At 63.4% G+C, this 15521-nt stretch carries 16 protein-coding genes; 7 read left to right on the forward strand and 9 right to left on the reverse strand.

The genetic code is table 11. The features are described from left to right. Positions 1-133: 133 nt before the first annotated feature. The 6 genes from ACQY8M_RS18110 to ACQY8M_RS18135 are packed head-to-tail and all read right to left on the reverse strand — an operon-like array spanning position 134 to position 5884. On the reverse strand, positions 134-1075 hold the full coding sequence (locus ACQY8M_RS18110; protein ID WP_428674710.1) for a phosphatidate cytidylyltransferase: 942 nt from the start codon (positions 1073-1075) through the stop codon (positions 134-136). Then, complete coding sequence (locus ACQY8M_RS18115; protein ID WP_428674712.1) at positions 1072-1680, reverse strand: lysophospholipid acyltransferase family protein; 609 nt, start codon at positions 1678-1680, stop codon at positions 1072-1074. The genes ACQY8M_RS18110 and ACQY8M_RS18115 overlap by 4 nt, the downstream gene beginning before the upstream one ends. Positions 1681-1710: 30 nt before the next feature. After that, positions 1711-2145 carry a hypothetical protein gene (locus ACQY8M_RS18120; protein ID WP_428674714.1) on the reverse strand — a complete coding sequence of 145 codons (435 nt, stop codon included), beginning with the start codon at positions 2143-2145 and terminating at the stop codon, positions 1711-1713. Continuing rightward, positions 2135-3493, reverse strand: coding sequence for a phosphatase PAP2/dual specificity phosphatase family protein (locus tag ACQY8M_RS18125; RefSeq protein ID WP_428674716.1), 1359 nt, complete (start codon positions 3491-3493; stop codon positions 2135-2137). The genes ACQY8M_RS18120 and ACQY8M_RS18125 overlap by 11 nt, the downstream gene beginning before the upstream one ends. After that, a complete protein-coding gene (locus ACQY8M_RS18130) occupies positions 3465-5255 on the reverse strand; it encodes a bifunctional alpha/beta hydrolase/class I SAM-dependent methyltransferase (RefSeq protein WP_428675388.1) in 1791 nt (596 codons plus the stop codon). The genes ACQY8M_RS18125 and ACQY8M_RS18130 overlap by 29 nt, the downstream gene beginning before the upstream one ends. 29 nt (positions 5256-5284) lie before the next feature. Then, positions 5285-5884, reverse strand: coding sequence for a CDP-alcohol phosphatidyltransferase family protein (locus ACQY8M_RS18135; RefSeq protein WP_428674718.1), 600 nt, complete (start codon positions 5882-5884; stop codon positions 5285-5287). Between the two features lie 226 nt (positions 5885-6110). Here ACQY8M_RS18135 and ACQY8M_RS18140 point away from each other — a divergent pair, with 226 nt between their 5' ends. Then, positions 6111-6464 (forward strand): hypothetical protein, encoded by a 354-nt coding sequence (locus ACQY8M_RS18140; protein ID WP_428674720.1) that lies wholly within the window; start codon positions 6111-6113, stop codon positions 6462-6464. Positions 6465-6584: 120 nt separating this feature from the next. Further along, positions 6585-7160, forward strand: coding sequence for a hypothetical protein (locus ACQY8M_RS18145; protein ID WP_428674722.1), 576 nt, complete (start codon positions 6585-6587; stop codon positions 7158-7160). Positions 7161-7324: 164 nt separating this feature from the next. Here ACQY8M_RS18145 and ACQY8M_RS18150 read toward each other — a convergent pair whose 3' ends face one another. Both ACQY8M_RS18150 and ACQY8M_RS18155 read right to left on the reverse strand, forming a co-directional pair. Then, complete coding sequence (locus ACQY8M_RS18150) at positions 7325-7465, reverse strand: hypothetical protein (protein WP_428674724.1); 141 nt, start codon at positions 7463-7465, stop codon at positions 7325-7327. A gap of 144 nt (positions 7466-7609) precedes the next feature. Continuing rightward, positions 7610-7822 (reverse strand): hypothetical protein, encoded by a 213-nt coding sequence (locus tag ACQY8M_RS18155; RefSeq protein ID WP_428674726.1) that lies wholly within the window; start codon positions 7820-7822, stop codon positions 7610-7612. Positions 7823-8335: 513 nt separating this feature from the next. Here ACQY8M_RS18155 and ACQY8M_RS18160 point away from each other — a divergent pair. Further along, positions 8336-9007: a hypothetical protein gene (locus tag ACQY8M_RS18160; protein ID WP_428674728.1), complete on the forward strand. Its 672-nt coding sequence runs from the start codon at positions 8336-8338 to the stop codon at positions 9005-9007. 286 nt (positions 9008-9293) lie between these two features. On the opposite strand, the gene ACQY8M_RS18165 is transcribed toward ACQY8M_RS18160, so the two are convergent. Beyond that, positions 9294-10946, reverse strand: coding sequence for a thiamine pyrophosphate-requiring protein (locus ACQY8M_RS18165; protein ID WP_428674730.1), 1653 nt, complete (start codon positions 10944-10946; stop codon positions 9294-9296). A 583-nt stretch (positions 10947-11529) separates the two neighbouring features. Between ACQY8M_RS18165 and ACQY8M_RS18170 the strand changes: the two genes are divergently transcribed. The 4 genes from ACQY8M_RS18170 (at position 11530) to ACQY8M_RS18185 (ending at position 14470) form a co-directional block, all read left to right on the forward strand. After that, positions 11530-11829 (forward strand): hypothetical protein, encoded by a 300-nt coding sequence (locus tag ACQY8M_RS18170; protein ID WP_428674732.1) that lies wholly within the window; start codon positions 11530-11532, stop codon positions 11827-11829. A gap of 82 nt (positions 11830-11911) precedes the next feature. Then, positions 11912-12235 (forward strand): co-chaperone GroES, encoded by a 324-nt coding sequence (gene groES, locus ACQY8M_RS18175; RefSeq protein ID WP_428674734.1) that lies wholly within the window; start codon positions 11912-11914, stop codon positions 12233-12235. Between the two features lie 46 nt (positions 12236-12281). Next, positions 12282-13922, forward strand: a complete 1641-nt coding sequence (groL, locus tag ACQY8M_RS18180) for a chaperonin GroEL (protein WP_428674736.1) — start codon at positions 12282-12284, stop codon at positions 13920-13922. Between the two features lie 65 nt (positions 13923-13987). Next, entirely contained in the window at positions 13988-14470 is a 483-nt protein-coding gene (locus tag ACQY8M_RS18185) for a hypothetical protein (RefSeq protein WP_428674738.1), read from the forward strand. The last annotated feature ends 1051 nt before the right edge of the window (positions 14471-15521 follow it).

The raw sequence follows: 15521 nt of genomic DNA on the forward strand, positions 1-15521 counted from the left end.
CTTCTGCGCTACTATCATCGTGAGGCAGCGTGATGGTGCGTCGGTAGGATCAGGTTTTTGGTCGTTCGGGTATGCCGGGGCACAAGAAAAGCGACACTTGCGCGGCGGCTTTGGGTCTTGAGTACGCCCACCCTCAGGGCACGAACCAGTAGCGCGTCAGGTGAAAGAAGATTGGCGCGGAGAAGATCACGCTGTCGAGCCGGTCGAGCATGCCACCATGGCCTTCGATCATGCGGCCCCAGTCCTTGACGCCGCGGTCGCGTTTGATCGCCGAGAATACCAGTCCGCCGAAGAAACCCATCAGGCAGGTCACGAGGGCCATGGCGGCGGCCTGCGCCGGCGAGAACGGCGTCAGCCACCACAAGCCGGCACCGAGCGCGGTGGCGCTGACCAAGCCGCCGATCAGCCCTTCCCACGTCTTGGAAGGTGACAGCGATGGCGCGACCTTGTGCCGGCCCGCGAGCTTGCCGAAGACATACTGCAGCACGTCGGAGCCCTGCACGACGGTGACGAGAAACGCCACTAGCAGAAGTTTCTTGCCTTCGAACCCAGGGATATCGAGGGTGAGCAGCGCCGGAATGTGGCTTACGCAGAACACGCAGATCATCAGGCCCCACTGGAGCGAGGCGATGCGTGACAGGAAATGCCTGGTGTCGCCGCGAACTACCGCGATGATCGGCAGCATCAGGAAGCCGTAGACCGGAATGAAGATCGAAAAGAGCCCGTACCATTCGATCCACAGCAGATAATACTGGACGGGAATGCCTATGAAGAAGGCGGCTATCAACGCCCAGTGATCGCCGCGCCGCGTATAGCTCAAGGTCAGGAACTCGCGCAGGGCGGCGAACGAAGCGAAGGCGAACAGTAGAGCCACCCCGGCCTTGCCAACCAAGAAGGCGACGCCGATCAGCGCTACCATGACCCACCACGCAAAGATGCGTTCGTTCAGATTGTCGACGCCCGGATTGGACCCGGCGCCGCTGTGCCATTTCAGGGTTTGGCCGACCAGCGTCGCAACGACAAGCACCACGCCGAGGCCGGCAAACAGCGGGAAGGCTTCCTGAGGCATGCTCATTGATCGCGGTTCTCTGGCTTGAGCGCCAGCAGGGCGTCGCGCGCCCGAGTGATGAACGCCCCTTTGTCCTCGTCGTCCTTCACGAGGAGGGGAGTGCCGAACGTCACGCTGCACAGCAGCGGCACGGGAAGGAATTCACCTTTGGGCATGACGCGCGCCATGTTGTCGATCCACACCGGCACGATTTCGATGTCCGGTCGCGCACGGGCGAGGCGGAAGAGTCCACTCTTGAACGGCAGCAGAACGTCGTCCGTGGTGTTCCGTGTTCCTTCGGGAAAATAGATCAACGATGCACCATCATTGACCGCGACGATGACGCCGGCGAGCGGATCCTGGCCGGTCGAGGTGGCCTTGCGGTCCACGAGCACGGCGTCGAAGACCGCGCGTCCAATGAAGCCGCGAATGCCGCCGCCGCCCCAATAGTCGAGCGCCGCGACCGGCCGTGTCTGTCGGCGGAGCGTGTGCGGCAGCACCGTCCAGATAAGGACGAAATCGCCGTGGCTGGTGTGATTGGCGATATAGATCCGCTGACGGGATTCCGGCAGGCAGCCGCGCCAGATCGGCAGCACACCGGTGAGCACTCGAGCGAGGCCGGCGACCAGCATTGCGACGAGACGTGCGAGCATTGCGGTTCCTCAGGCCCGAAGGCAGCCGATGACGAGCACCGCGCCCTGGAGGCCGAGCGTCAGCGCCTGCAGCTTTAGCAGGCGGAATGCGCCGCGGATTCGGTCGGCCACAGGCCTGTTTGCCTTTGCTGGCGGCATCAGGCCGAGGCTCTGCATCGCCCGGTCGAACCCTGCGAGATCCGACGGCCGCGCGGCGAGGACATCGAAGAGCTCGGCGTCCAGCGCAACCCGGGCGGCCAACCAGAACTCGACGATGCCCAGCGCAGCGACCACAGCTATGACAACTACCCACGAACTACCAGGTCGTGTCGCAACGCCGGCGATCACGGTGGCCACAGTCAATACCAGAGACGCGGTATGAAGCAGGGCGCCGCGGCGCAGGATCGCGGCCGCAATAGCTGCCGACCAGGCGCAGTCGACCGCTTCGGGCGTTTCAGCAGCCATTGACCGCTTCCCGCACGGCCTTTTCCTGCTGCGCATTGACGGCCAGCCGTGGCCTGGCCTGCTTTAGTCGTTCGAGCGCGGCCGCAGGATCCGCAGCTCGGCCGGTGCGCACCAGCCAGACGGCGAGCGCGGCGGCGCTGCGGCCATAGCCCAGCGCGCAGCACACCAGCACCGGTCCTTGCTGTCGCACGCTCTCGATCCTGTCTCCGGCCGAGCGCAGCGCCGTCGCCTCGGGTGCGACGAGGTCGAGCATCGGTATGCAATGCCAGTCGCCAGTGAAAGAGCGACTGGGGAACTCGCAGGTCATGTCGACAATCGCCTTGACGCTGCGGCATTCGGTGGACGACGGAAAGCGCCCGAGCCAGACGCCGTCGCTGATCTCGACCCGGGCCGGCTCCTTGCGCGTCCACAGCCACACGTTCAATCGTGCCCCCAGTCGATAAGGAAGGAGGATCAGCCGCATCGCCCAGTCGACCGTCCCGTCGTCGCCCTTGGCAAACAGCGACGGCCCGAAGCCGAGATAGGCGGCGGCGACTGCGATCAGTGCGACAGCCGGCCACAACAACCACAGGAAGGCACCGTTGAAAAGGATGGCTACTCCGGTCAGCATGCCCGCCGCAGTGGCGTAGCGCGCTGCCAGCTTTCGACGACGTGCGTCAGTGGTCATCCGCCACTCGGCGAGGCGATTGCCGCTCTGCCATGGCCACATCCAGATGCACAGCAATCCCAGAAGCAATCCGGTCGGAACGTCGATGAAATGGTGCTGGTAAGTAGTGAGCACCGAAGCGACGACGAACAGTGACCAGATGACGAATCCGAGGGCGGCCCAGCGAGGCAGGATCCGCACATACAGCGCAATGAGCACCGTCGTGATCGCGACGTGCAGAGACGGTGCTTGGTTGAACGGCATATCGAAGGCGCCGAGGCTTGCGAAGAAGAAACCAGGGATCCCGTCAACAGTCGGCGTGGCAAACGAGGCGCGCAGCGGAAAGACGATGAAGCACGCGACAGCGATAACCTGCGCCGTCAGCAGCCGTTTGGCATGGACATCGAGTTCGGAGCGGCTGCGACAAAGATAGAGGGAGAGCGCGTAGAAAAGGTTGGTAGTCCAGTAGGGGACAATCGTCCAGGCAATGAAGGGGACGCTGCGCTCCCACTCGAAGACGACGACCGGTACGTCGCTGTGCTGGCTCGCCAGCCAGTTCGAGAACCCGTAGCTCACATAGAAGAATGTCCCGAGCAGTGCCAATGCAGCCGTCGCCCGGCGCCGCGAGGGTGCATCGCCGATCGTCGTCGAAGATACAGCCGGGCTCGCCAGGTCAGCCACCGCTTCCCTCTTTTCGCCCATCCCCTTCTCGTATCGCCAGCGAGACGGTGAAGATGCCCCACTCATCTATTCGTTGCTCGAGCTTGCGGAAGCCCGCGTCGGCCACGAGCTGATCCATCTCAGCCTGGGTCCGTCGGCGCATGACCCAGGCTTGGCCGCCGCGGTGCGAGGTCAGGGCGCGGGCGATCATCTCCAGTTGCGGATGCCACGGCTGGCCCGTGTAGACCAGATAGCCGCCGGGTGGGACAGCTGCCGCTAGCCCGCTGAGTGAGCGGCGCACGAGGTCGTTGTCGGGGAACAGCTCGTATAGCCCGGACACGATGCCGAGAGTCGGCCGCGGCTGGATGGCGGCGATGGCGTCGCGGTCGAAGGCGTCAGCCTGTTCGAAGCGGGCAATATTGGCCAGGCCTTGGTCGTTGATCAGTCGTTGCCCGGCCTCGACGTTGATTGGTGAGAAATCGCGCAACAGGATCGAGGCGGGATGTCGTGCCCCGGCCGCGAGGGTTTCCAGAACGTAGCGGCCATGCCCGGCGGCGATGTCGAGGATGTGGGCGGGTTGGCCCGATGCGGCGAGCCGTTCGAGGGCTGAGCGAATAAGCTCCTCAATGTGGAACTTGCGCTGGCGGATGCCGCGCCAGCCGATGGCATCGAGATAGGCGCGATCAACCGCGCGGCCGAACGCGCCCAGCCCAACGGCCTGATTGCGATAAACGTAGTCGAGTGTAGAGCCGGAATCGAATCCGGTCTTGTGGCCAAGTGCGATGCCCCGGGACAGCAGGCCGGCAAGCCGCAGATTGGCGCGATAACCCGCCCAGAACAGCCCGCGTCCCGACAACGTCGGCAGCGGCGAAGCCAGCCTGTCGGCCTCGTCCCGCGTATGGCCGAAGCGGTGTGCGTTGAGCAGGTTGGGGCGGCTCAGGGGCGCCGCGAAGCGCTCAAGTATAAAGCGCCTGGCGTGGCCGACCGCTTCCGCGCGACCGGACTCGCCCAGCGTGTCGTGAAAGAACTTAGGGAAGGCGTAGCGTTCCTTGATCTCGGTGCCGAGATTGACGAAGAATTCATGCTGCGGCTGCTGACTGACCACGAAATCGGCGCCAGAGATCAGGAGCTGGGTAGGTATGGTGATGGCGCGTGCATCCTGCACGACCCGTCGCGCCGCGTCGTGCATCTCCAGCAGGATGTTGACCGATATGGCGCGCGTGATCAGTGGATCGGCATCGAACGAGGCACGGCGGGGGAGATCGTGCGTCAGCAGGCGCGATTTGACGTAGGACTGCACGAAGAATTTGCCGCGCAACTTGTGCAGCAGGCGGAGCCCGGGACGGGCAAAAGGCACATACAACTTGACCTCGAAGGCCGGCGAAGCAAGCACGAGGGCGCGCACCCTCGGCGAATAGTCATGCGCCCAGGTCGACACCAGAACCGCGCCTACCGATTGGGCGATGACCGCGGTGGCTTCCGGGTCAACCCTGTGCTCGCGGCCGAGATGGTCGAGGAAGGTCTGGACGTCGCGCACGCTGGTCGCGAACGACGGCGAGTAGCCGCGTTCGCCCGGCGACTGGCCGTGGCCACGGGCGTCCCAAGCGTAGAACTCGAAGTCGGGCAGGTCGAGTTCGTCGACTAGGTGCGCCACGCGGCCACCGTGCTCGTGCCCGCGATGGAACAGCAGGATCGCGCCGCGCGGCATTCCGGACGCAACTGGCCAGCGGCGATAGAACAGAGACACCCCGTCGTGGGTGGAGAAATGTCGTTCTTCGACAGAGCGCGGCAAGAATTGATCCATTGCACAGGAGGAGGGATGGCCCGAGCCGATCACGTCTCGCGCAGCCCGCGGTATACCCGGTTGACGAGCGTAACGGCCAGCAGACTCGCGAGGACCGGCATCAGCCAAGCTGACCATCCAGGAAGAGACAGCCCGAGGCCGATCCAGGCCCCCAACGCGCCGATGACGAGTGCCCGATCGCTCTTACCAAGGGGACCATCATAGCGGCGAGACGCACCGACCAACGGCCCCATGACACCAGCATACTCGCTTAACGTTGCCAGGAAGATGACGAGAAAGACGGTCGAGGCGCCGAAGGGCGCCACGAAGGCGAAGGGTAGCAGCAAAGCAGCGTCCGAAACGACATCGCATAGTTCGTTGAGATAGCCCCCCAGCCTGCTCTTCTGGCCGTACTCCCGCGCCAGCATGCCATCGATCGCGTTGAGGGCCATGCGGAGAAAGAGCCACAAAGGCAGGATCAGGAATAGCGTCGGCCGGCGATCCGGCAGGCAGAGCAGGGCACCGACGGCGACAGACAGGAGCGCGGCCGCCAGCGTCACCTGGTTAGCCGTGACGCCGACGGCTGCCAACCATGCCGCGATCGGTCGGAGCAGGTTCTGAAACCGCGGCTTGAGGGCGTAAAGCGACATAGTGCCATTGAGGCAGGTCGACGGCTCGGCATCAACCGACTTTGCTCAGCCAGATTTATGCATCGAATAACAGATTTGGCACATGGGTACCCGTACGGTCATATGTGGAACGGCCGGCAAACCAGTCGCCCGGGCGGCGTCGGATGGTCGTGCCTGAGACGGTCCAGAATATTTTTTGGGACGCCCATGATGGCGGCGCTGAGTCTGGGTAGGGCAGGGGGCGTTTATGGATTGGGCGCGTATCCTGGCCTACGTGACGGGGACGGTGGATCAGGAGCTGCTTGCGCGGAACGAGTACCTTGCCGCCGAGAACCGCATCCTCAAGGCGCAACTGAAAGGTCGGCCAAGGCTGTCAGACGGCGAGCGAGGCGTGCTCGGCGAGATCGGCCATCGCCTGGGCCGCAAGGTTCTGGCCGACATCGCCACCTTCGCCCTGCCGGACACTATCCTCGGCTGGTATCGCAAGCTTGTCGCCCGCAAGTTCGATGGCTCGATGGCCAGGCAATATCCAGGCAGGCCCCGGATCAAGCGAGAGGTCGAGGAGCTGATCATTCACATGGCCAGCGAGAACCGGGACTGAGGCTACGACCGGATCTCGCGGGCGCTGGCTAATCTGGGGCACGAGATATCCGATCTAACGGTTGGCAATGTCTTGCCGCGCCACGGCCTGCCGCTGGTGCCGGAGCGCAAGCGCACGACCATGTGGGCCGCCTTCGTCCGGACGCACCTGGCGCAGCTGGCGGGAACCGACTTCTTCACCGCTGAGGTGCTGACGCTGCGCGGGCTGCCGACCTACTACGTGTTGTTCTTCATCTATCTCGAGAGCCGGCGAGTGGACATCGCCGGGCTGACCTTTCATCCCGATGAGGCATGGATGAAGCAAATCGCCCGGAACGCGACCGCGGACGATCGCGGCGCGCTGAGAGATCATCGCTATCTCCCGCACGACCGCGACACCAAGTTCACGCGGTCGTTCCGGGCCATCCTTGTTTCAGGTCGGGTTAGGCCGCTCGCGCTGCCGCCACACAGCCCAAACCTGAATGCCTACGCGGAACGCTGGGTGAGGTCGGTCAAGGAAGAGTGCCTGTCGAACGTGATCCTGTTCGCCGGAGCCTGGGCGGTGACGCCCGCCGTGCAGCACGGGCACGTGGCGCGGAACAGATTGATCGGTGTCGTGATCGGCCTGATCGGCGGCAGATCGATATGGTCCCAGGCCCGCGCGAGTTGCTGCCCTGCTTCTGCGAGCGCGGCGCCGCACGCGCAGCGCTCGGCGTAGATGTCGCGTGTCGCGTCCGGGTTCTCCGCGAGCGCTCGCGCCGCGCCCGGACGGCCTTTGCGGGTCTTCTTCACCCTCGTCGGCTCCCCGACATTGCCCTTCTGGCCGCGCGACGGCGGCAGCGAAGAGTTGTCCGGCGTCTTCGCCGGCTTGCGGTGCTCGAGCTAAGCAATGCGAGCCAGCAGCGCCTTGTTCTGCGCTACCAATTCCGCGACCCGCGCCGTCAGATCGCTGATCTGCCGAAGCAACTCCAGCACCAGCGGCTTCACATCGTCAGAAACCGAATCGACCTTCTCTCGCTCCATGCGAGCTTGAATCAGCTCGCCGGGACAAACTCAATGCCCTACACCCGAGTCACGCCGCCGCAGGGGGTGAGTAGTTACGGCAAATACCTAAAAACGGGGCCTCCAGGCCCCGTCTTCGTGTCGCTATCTCAGCTACCTATTCTGTCATTTGGTATCGCTTCGGTTGGCGTCACCGTGAAGCAGGTAACGCGCCCGCTGATCGAGGTTCTCTGTCACGCGCTTGTCGAGGGCTTGCAGGAAACTCGCAACCGCACGCCACAGCCGGCCAGCGGCCCTGCGGATGCGAGAGGTCTCGAAAAGCAGATCATTGTGCGCCGACTGGCGGCGAAAACCAGCGATGTAATTGGTGCTTCTCATAGCTCACCTTCCTTGTGCACCATATGGCTGCGACGCATAGGTATTCCAGATGCCTCCGCCCCTTGGAAAATAGGGACTACATATAAGCGCGTACATCGCTCCTTGAAGCGCTTGGCACGCCCGCAAATCCTACGCTGCTCCAATAATGACTTCGCCAATTTCCACACATTTCTTACGTCCGGCAGCATGTGCAGAGCGGTGGTCACTCCGGAACGGCGGACACCTGATGTCTCAGGGCGACGAGTTCAAGCTCCAGCGTGAGGCGACGACGAACCCGGAACGAGAGCAGAGAACCTGGGCGGACATAAGCGTGAGCATGCCGATGACGGTATGACTGCGGCGCCCAGACCTCTATGCATTTTCGGGCTTATTGGAATCTCGAGCAAGGACAGCCGGCGCTGATGGCGTCGGGCGTAAAGCTCGACTGACAATTTCTGACGTTTGGCGTCCGCTTGATCCAAATCATGGAGCCTTCCTCGCAACGGTCTAAATTGCCTCCCACGTGGAGAGGACATGGTCATGCGCACCCTCTTTAGCCTCGGACGACTCGGCCTGACGGCACTGGCGCTGTCGGCCGTCCTTGCTGGTACCGGCGCGGCGGCGCCAGCGGGCGGCTGGCGCCTTGAGGAGGGGGTAAGCGCGCCGAGCTATGCCTTTGCTGAACCGACTACCAGCAACCTCAACATCGACGTTGTGGCGCTGGTCTGCGAGGAGGCCGGCACTGAGCGTGGCCTGCAGCTTCAGGTCTATCTGTCGACGCTGGGGCCGTTGCTGACGAATGGTGCGTCGCCGCATCGCCTGAAGGAGACGGCGCGGGCGGAGATCGCCATCGACGGGCAGGTCTTCCCTATCGATATTCTCTTTGCCGATGACCGCGTGATTCTCGCCGACGCGCGGCACCAGCAAACTTCGGTCCTGTCCAAGCGTCTCGTCGAGGCGATGCAGGCGGGCCGAACGATGCTGTTGCGCTTCGATCTCATGAGCGAGCGGCCGGGCGCTGCCGGAGAATTCGACGGCGAGGCCGCAATCGACCTTCGCGCCGGCCTCGGTGGCCAGGCCGTCGCCGCCGTGCGGCGCTGCGCCGATCCGGCAAGCGATCACATGGCGAGGGCCTCCGTCGCGCGCCGTCCGTTGCGTCGCATTGAGTTGAGACGGGCGACAGGAATGTCGGACGATCTGGAGTAACGTAATCTCTTCGTCGAATTGTAGGTATCGTCCTGGTCGCGGGCAGTGACTGAGAGAAGTTAACCGAAGGCGGACAGAAGCGGTGAGCATGCCGATGACGGTATGACTGCGGCGCCAAAAACTCTATGCTTTCTCGGCCTTTTGGAGTTTTGAGTACGCACAAGTGCTTGAACGGAAGAGCGCCGGAGCACAACGTCCCAACCCAGCCACGCCCGGTCAGCGAGTTTCAGCTAAGAACGGGACGTCCCCCCGGCAAAGCATTCGACGACTGACACGCCGGTTTTGCTCAGAACCGCGACCGCCGGTCCTCCACATTGGCCTTCACGTCGATCAGTACGGTCCGGCCTTCGGCGTTCAGCTTCCGCGCTTGCCGCAAGGCCGGGCCGAGCTCCGCCGCCTTGGTCACCCGCAGGCCGACCGCGCCCATGCCCTCGGCGATCTGGGCGTAGTCGCCTTGCATGGTGGAGACGCCGTACTCTTCGCGCGCTTCCTTGCCGATGGTGCCCTGGGTCGGGCCGGAATAGGTCGCCATCGCGCTGTTGTTAAGCAACACCGTGGTGATCGCCGCACCGGAGCGGGCCGCGGTCTCGATATCCGTGCCGGACATACCGAAGGCGCCGTCGCCCATCAGGTTCATGCAGAACTTGCCCGGCTGCGCCATCTTCGCACCGATGATGAGCGGGATGCCGAAACCCAAATGGGTGGTTTTGCCCCAGCCGACATAGCTGTGCGGCGTTGTCGCCGTGTAGAACGGCACGATGGTGTCGCGCGGCGCACCAGCGTCATGGGTGACAATGCTGTTTTCGGGGTCCAGCGTATCGTTCAGCGCCTGGATGACGCGGTAGTAGCTGATCGGTTCCGAATCGTCGGTCAGCGCCGGCGTCCACTTGGCCATCCATTCCGCCTTCGCCGCAGCGACCTCGGCCTGGGTCCGGGAGCGATCGCCGACGCCCTTGCCGCCGGTCTGCGCCTTGATGCACGCGATCAGAGCCTGGATGGTGAGCTTCGTATCGCCGACCAGGCCGATGTCGGCAGCCTCGTCCTTGTTCAGCTCGTCGGGGTTATTGGTGTTGTGGATGATGATCTTGCCCGGCGTGATCTTCTGGGCATAGGGCGAGCGGGTCAGGCTGGTACCCAGCGCCAGCATCACGTCGCTGCCGGTGAGCCATTCGTTGGCCGGACCGGTGGTCGTGCCGCTGCCGGCGCCCAGCGCCAGAGGGTGGCGTTCGTCAAAGGCGGACTTGCCGGGCATGGTGCAGAACACTGGCGCGGCGATCAGTTCCGCCAGTTCGCGTAAAGCGTCCGTTCCGCCGGAGAACATCACGCCCTGGCCGGCCCAGATAACCGGCCGCCTCGCGCCGATCAGCGCCGCGGCGGCTTCCTCGACAGCGGAGGCTTCAGGCACCTGGCGGTGGATTTTGGGGGATTTGTAGGTCCGGGCCGCTTCCGGCACTTCCTGGGCGCAGACATCGGCGATCAGCTCCACGACCACCGGGCCGGGCGTTCCGTTGCGCAAGGCGTGAAAGGCTCGGCGCATCACGTCGCCCACCTGGTTTGGCGTATAGATCGCCTCCACCTGCTTGACCCAGCCCTCATAGCTCCGGGCCGCCGTGAAGTTCGGCTTCACCGACAGGCGGTCGAGATTGTTGCCGCCCAGAAACACCAGGATCGGGATATTGTCGGCAAAGGCCTGGGCGATGCCGCCCATGGCGTTCTCTGCGCCCGCCTGGGACTGAACGGCGCAGACGCCGAATTTCTGCCGGTCACTGATGCGGCTGTAGCCATCCGCCGCCATCACCGCGCCGCGCTCGTGCCGGAACGCAACCGGCCGGATACCAACCCTCGCCACCGCCGAGATCAGCGGGTTGCTGGGGAAACAGGATATCCACTCGACGCCTTCCTGCTTCAGAATCTGCGCAATGTAGTCGATGCCGTTCATGGCCGGTCCCCCTATGGCGGAAATCGCCGATGATGGCGAGTGTGTCCGTCGTCAGAACATTTGATACAAGTCGTGGTGGAGCTTAGCGGAGTGCAGGCCTCGTCGGGGGGGTGACCGACATTCCCCGGATGGCCGGCCGATCCGTCCATCGAGCGGTGAACCTATCGGCAATCCGGTAACTCTGGCAACGGTGACGGCGCCAGGTGTGGCTAGCTCGTGATCTGTCCGGTTTTCGTAGCTCGTGAAGTGTCCGGTCGTATGGACCTCCAGGAATGGAGGATTTCATGGACCTGGCACGGGTTCACGAAGGGATACGCCGGATGCGTTTCACGGGTGCGCCAGGTGTCCTTGCTCAAAATCCCATTCGGCCAAGGAACCGGGTTTCCGACAAAGACTTTCGGCCGACGATTCTCGATTATTCGAAGAGAGCGTTCACCGCTGCTGCGATCTGAGCACCTTGTAATGGTTCGGGGCGCCATGGCATCCGCGCAAGGCAATTGCGGACCGTGGCGACATCCGGCGCCGCGACGGCGGTGCAGGTTCAGTTACCGCAAACAGCTCAAGCTGCGCGACGCTCGTAGCGATGGTGCAGACCAGGGCGTTGCCGGCGCAGGACGGTCACCTGATGGCGCAGGGCGACGAGTTCGAGTTTCAGTGTGCGGCGACTACGAACCCGGAACTAGAGCAGGGAACCGAGGGCGGACTTAAGCGTGAGCACGTCGATGACGGTATAACTGTGGTGCCGAAAACCCTATGCTTTCTCGGCCTGTTTCGAGTTCTGAGTAAGCACAACTCGAACGGGGACCTGGGTCGGTTCCGCCCGCGCCGCCCGGAAAAACGTGAAGACTGGGATCATTTCGAGCAGATATCGCTTGTTAGTTGATCAAAGCGCGCCATCTCTCGACCAGTTGTTGCAGCGCGCGTTAAGCGCTTACGCAAAAATCTCAAAATTTGGAGGAAGAAACATGAAGTTCCGTCCGCTTCACGACCGTGTCGTGGTCAAGCGCGTCGAGGAAGAAGGCAAGACCAAAGGTGGCATCATCATTCCGGACACCGCCAAGGAAAAGCCGATGGAAGGCGAGATCGTCGCTGTCGGCCCGGGCGCCCGCGACGAGAAGGGGACAATCGTGCCGCTCGACGTCAAGAAGGGCGACCGCATCCTGTTCGGCAAGTGGTCCGGCTCCGAGGTCAAGCTCGATGGCGAGGATCTCCTCATCATGAAGGAATCGGATGTCATGGGCATCATCGAAAGCCAAAGTATCGCCATCGCCAAGAAGAAGGTGGCGTAAGGCCGGTCGACATCGTCCAAGCATTTCAAGACAGGGAATAGAAACCATGGCAGCAAAAGAAGTACGCTTTGGCAGCGACGCCCGCGCCCGCATGATCCGCGGCGTCGACATCCTGGCCGATTCGGTGAAGGTCACGCTCGGCCCAAAGGGCCGCAATGTCGTGCTCGACAAGTCCTACGGCGCGCCGCGCATCACCAAGGACGGTGTCACCGTCGCCAAGGAGATCGAGCTTTCGGACAAGTTCGAAAACATGGGCGCCCAGATGGTGCGTGAGGTGGCGACGCGGACGTCGGACACGGCCGGTGACGGCACCACCACGGCAACCGTGCTTGCCCAGGCGATCGTGCGGGAGGGCGCCAAGTCGGTAGCCGCCGGCATGAACCCGATGGACCTCAAACGCGGCATCGATCTCGCCGGTGAATTGGTGATCGAGGAACTAAAGAACCGCTCCAAGAAGGTGTCGACCAGTGAGGAGATCGCCCAGGTTGGCACGGTCTCCGCCAACGGTGACAAAGCGATCGGCGACATGATTGCGAAAGCCATGGACAAGGTCGGCAAGGATGGCGTGATCACCATCGAGGAAGCCAAGAGCATGGAGACCGAGCTCGAGGTCGTCGAAGGCATGCAGTTCGACCGCGGCTACCTCTCGCCGTACTTCGTCACAAATGCGGAGAAGATGATCGTCGAACTCGAAAATCCCTACATCCTCATTCATGAGAAAAAGCTGGCGGGGCTGCAGTCGTTGCTGCCCTTGCTTGAGCTGGTCGTCCAGTCGGGCCGGCCGCTGCTCATCATCGCGGAGGAAATCGAGGGCGAGGCGCTCGCTACCCTGGTCGTCAACAAGCTGCGCGGCGGCCTCAAGGTCGCGGCCGTCAAAGCGCCGGGCTTCGGCGATCGCCGCAAGGCAATGCTCGAGGACATCGCGATCCTGACCGCCGGCAAGGAGATCAGCGAGGATCTCGGCATCAAGCTCGAGAACGTGACGCTCGACATGCTGGGCACCGCCAAGAAGGTCCATATCGACAAGGACAACACCACTATCATCGACGGCGCGGGCAAGAAAAAGGACATCGAGAGCCGGGTCACGCAGCTCAAGGCGCAGGTCGAGGAGACGACCTCCGACTACGACCGCGAGAAGCTGCAGGAGCGGCTGGCCAAGCTGGCGGGCGGCGTGGCGATCATCAAGGTCGGCGGCGCCACCGAGATTGAGGTCAAGGAGAAGAAGGACCGGGTTGAGGACGCCATGCATGCGACCAAGGCTGCGGTCGAGGAAGGCGTGGTCGCGGGCGGCGGTGCGGCGTTGCTCTATGCCACTCGCGTGCTCGAGAACAAGAAGGGCGCCAATCACGACCAACAGGTCGGCATCGAGATCGTTCGCCGCGCCCTGCAGGCGCCGGTCCGCCAGATTGCAGAGAATGCCGGCTTCGACGGCGCGGTTGTCGCCGGCCGGATGCTCGACCAGAAGGACGTCAATTTCGGCTTCGACGCCCAGAAGGGCGAGTACGTCAACATGATCAAGGCCGGCGTCATCGATCCGACCAAGGTCGTGCGCACGGCGCTGCAGGGCGCGGTGTCGATCGCAGGTTTGCTGATCACGACTGAGGCCATGGTGGCCGAAGTGCCGGCCAAGAACGGGCCGCCTGGAATGCCGGGTGGCGGCATGGGCGGCGGTGATATGGGATTCTAGCCCAGCGCGTTTTCGTCGTCGCGGGGGAGCATCCTCGCCCGCGACGACAACGAATGGGAGGCGTCATGACTTTGCGTCCGGAATATTCGCTCGGTCACTCCGAGTACAACGCGTTTCTCTTCGCCGCCGTCGGTCAGGAAAAAGTCGGGCTGCCGCTCTCGGTCCTGACGGCGTTGACGCGGCTGGGCTTCGACCCGTGGCGGGAGGCCGCGCGACTGGCGGATCTGCCCCGGGAAACCGCAGCCCGGGTATTCGCCGTCACGATTGCCATGCTCCCCGAAGGAGACTGGAACTCCTCGGACTCGGAGACGATCGCCGCCCGTCTGGTGAACTGGCTGCCGGAGCGGAGCGCGGCGGCCATTCCATCGGTGGGAGGCAGCCGCGCGGCCGGTGTCGCACGTGCCGCCAGCCAAATGGTACAGTCGAGGGCCACGATGTGGCTGACATGGAGCCTTCTTAGTGTCGCCCTTCTCTTGCTCGGGCTGTATTTCTTCAGTGATCACGATATTGACGTGGGTCGAGGGCCCGGCGTGTCGACTCAACAATAGAGGCCGCCTTGTAAGCGGGACGCGGTCGCTCAATCGAGCGGGCATGAGTCGCTGCGTGGATACGGGCGGCTCTCGTGGTGGAGCACCGAACGTCAAAAAACTAAAGGGCGCTCGCCTGATATTCGGTCAGTGCCTTCTCGGCGGCGTCCCAATTTGCCTTGGCCGCAGCGGTTGCAGCTATCTCGGTCGCAGTCGAGTCCCCGGCTGTAAGCGTTGACTTCACTGCCTCTGCGAGGCTCTGCGCGATATATTGGCAGCCCGCGGCTTTGAACGTGCTTAGGAGGGCGTTTAGGCGCGCGTCTTCTGTGGGCATCGCAAGGCAACGGGCGATTCCGAAAATGGTTCCGTCTTCTTCGCCGGCTTGGTGAGTGCTTCGATCCGAGCGAGCCAGCGCGCGTCATCCTCCGCGGCGGCAGCCTTGCGGGCGGCGGCGAGAGCGGCCTTGTATCGGGCCGATGTCATCCGTGCCGTCGACATACCTAAAGATACCGAAGGGGCTGCAGGCCCGAAGTTCAAATTAGAACACTACCGACGACGCCACGCGGGTGACACAACCTGTCCAACGACACGACCGTCGAGGTGACCTACGAGGCGGCGGGCGGGTTCGGGGCGAAGGTGGAGGGTCGATTCGGCGACTGAGACGAGCCGGTCGCCGGCAATTGAAGCGCTCGGGCAAGGGGGCTATGTCTTGGGCGGCAGCCCAGAGAACGTTGGATTTCAGGTTCGTTCCCTCCGCCAATGCCCCTTGAACCAACAGTCTCTGCCGCTCGGGCGAGGCCTCAAAAGCCCAATATCCGCGGGCCTTTCGCGCTGGACCTGTTGACCGTCCTCGGCCCCAGAACGCCCAAAACACGCGCGGCAATGAAGTAGCCTGACAACCTCCGGCGACTTGAGGAGTGCCCTCAGGTAGTCGACCGCCGCAGCCTCAATGGCAGCGGCCGACACGCGTCGGATCTACGGATTCCGCGACCTCACCTTTCAATACGGCCTGGCAGACGTGGCAGCGATTGGCGTCTACGCGCACGCGACGAATCGCGCCAATTCTTACAAC

The sequence above is a fragment of the Reyranella sp. genome (assembly GCF_965279465.1).
GTDB lineage: Bacteria > Pseudomonadota > Alphaproteobacteria > Reyranellales > Reyranellaceae > Reyranella.

What these genes read in the sequence shown, in the direction of transcription:
- ACQY8M_RS18110 (WP_428674710.1), bottom strand. Translation starts at nt 1,075, where the DNA reads ATGAGCATGCCTCAGGAAGCCTTCCCGCTGTTTGCCGGCCTCGGCGTG.
- ACQY8M_RS18115 (WP_428674712.1), bottom strand. Translation starts at nt 1,680, where the DNA reads ATGCTGGTCGCCGGCCTCGCTCGAGTGCTCACCGGTGTGCTGCCGATC.
- ACQY8M_RS18120 (WP_428674714.1), bottom strand. Translation starts at nt 2,145, where the DNA reads ATGGCTGCTGAAACGCCCGAAGCGGTCGACTGCGCCTGGTCGGCAGCT.
- ACQY8M_RS18125 (WP_428674716.1), bottom strand. Translation starts at nt 3,493, where the DNA reads ATGGGCGAAAAGAGGGAAGCGGTGGCTGACCTGGCGAGCCCGGCTGTA.
- ACQY8M_RS18130 (WP_428675388.1), bottom strand. Translation starts at nt 5,255, where the DNA reads ATGGATCAATTCTTGCCGCGCTCTGTCGAAGAACGACATTTCTCCACC.
- ACQY8M_RS18135 (WP_428674718.1), bottom strand. Translation starts at nt 5,884, where the DNA reads ATGTCGCTTTACGCCCTCAAGCCGCGGTTTCAGAACCTGCTCCGACCG.
- ACQY8M_RS18140 (WP_428674720.1), top strand. Translation starts at nt 6,111, where the DNA reads ATGGATTGGGCGCGTATCCTGGCCTACGTGACGGGGACGGTGGATCAG.
- ACQY8M_RS18145 (WP_428674722.1), top strand. Translation starts at nt 6,585, where the DNA reads ATGTGGGCCGCCTTCGTCCGGACGCACCTGGCGCAGCTGGCGGGAACC.
- ACQY8M_RS18150 (WP_428674724.1), bottom strand. Translation starts at nt 7,465, where the DNA reads ATGGAGCGAGAGAAGGTCGATTCGGTTTCTGACGATGTGAAGCCGCTG.
- ACQY8M_RS18155 (WP_428674726.1), bottom strand. Translation starts at nt 7,822, where the DNA reads ATGAGAAGCACCAATTACATCGCTGGTTTTCGCCGCCAGTCGGCGCAC.
- ACQY8M_RS18160 (WP_428674728.1), top strand. Translation starts at nt 8,336, where the DNA reads ATGGTCATGCGCACCCTCTTTAGCCTCGGACGACTCGGCCTGACGGCA.
- ACQY8M_RS18165 (WP_428674730.1), bottom strand. Translation starts at nt 10,946, where the DNA reads ATGAACGGCATCGACTACATTGCGCAGATTCTGAAGCAGGAAGGCGTC.
- ACQY8M_RS18170 (WP_428674732.1), top strand. Translation starts at nt 11,530, where the DNA reads ATGGTGCAGACCAGGGCGTTGCCGGCGCAGGACGGTCACCTGATGGCG.
- groES (WP_428674734.1), top strand. Translation starts at nt 11,912, where the DNA reads ATGAAGTTCCGTCCGCTTCACGACCGTGTCGTGGTCAAGCGCGTCGAG.
- groL (WP_428674736.1), top strand. Translation starts at nt 12,282, where the DNA reads ATGGCAGCAAAAGAAGTACGCTTTGGCAGCGACGCCCGCGCCCGCATG.
- ACQY8M_RS18185 (WP_428674738.1), top strand. Translation starts at nt 13,988, where the DNA reads ATGACTTTGCGTCCGGAATATTCGCTCGGTCACTCCGAGTACAACGCG.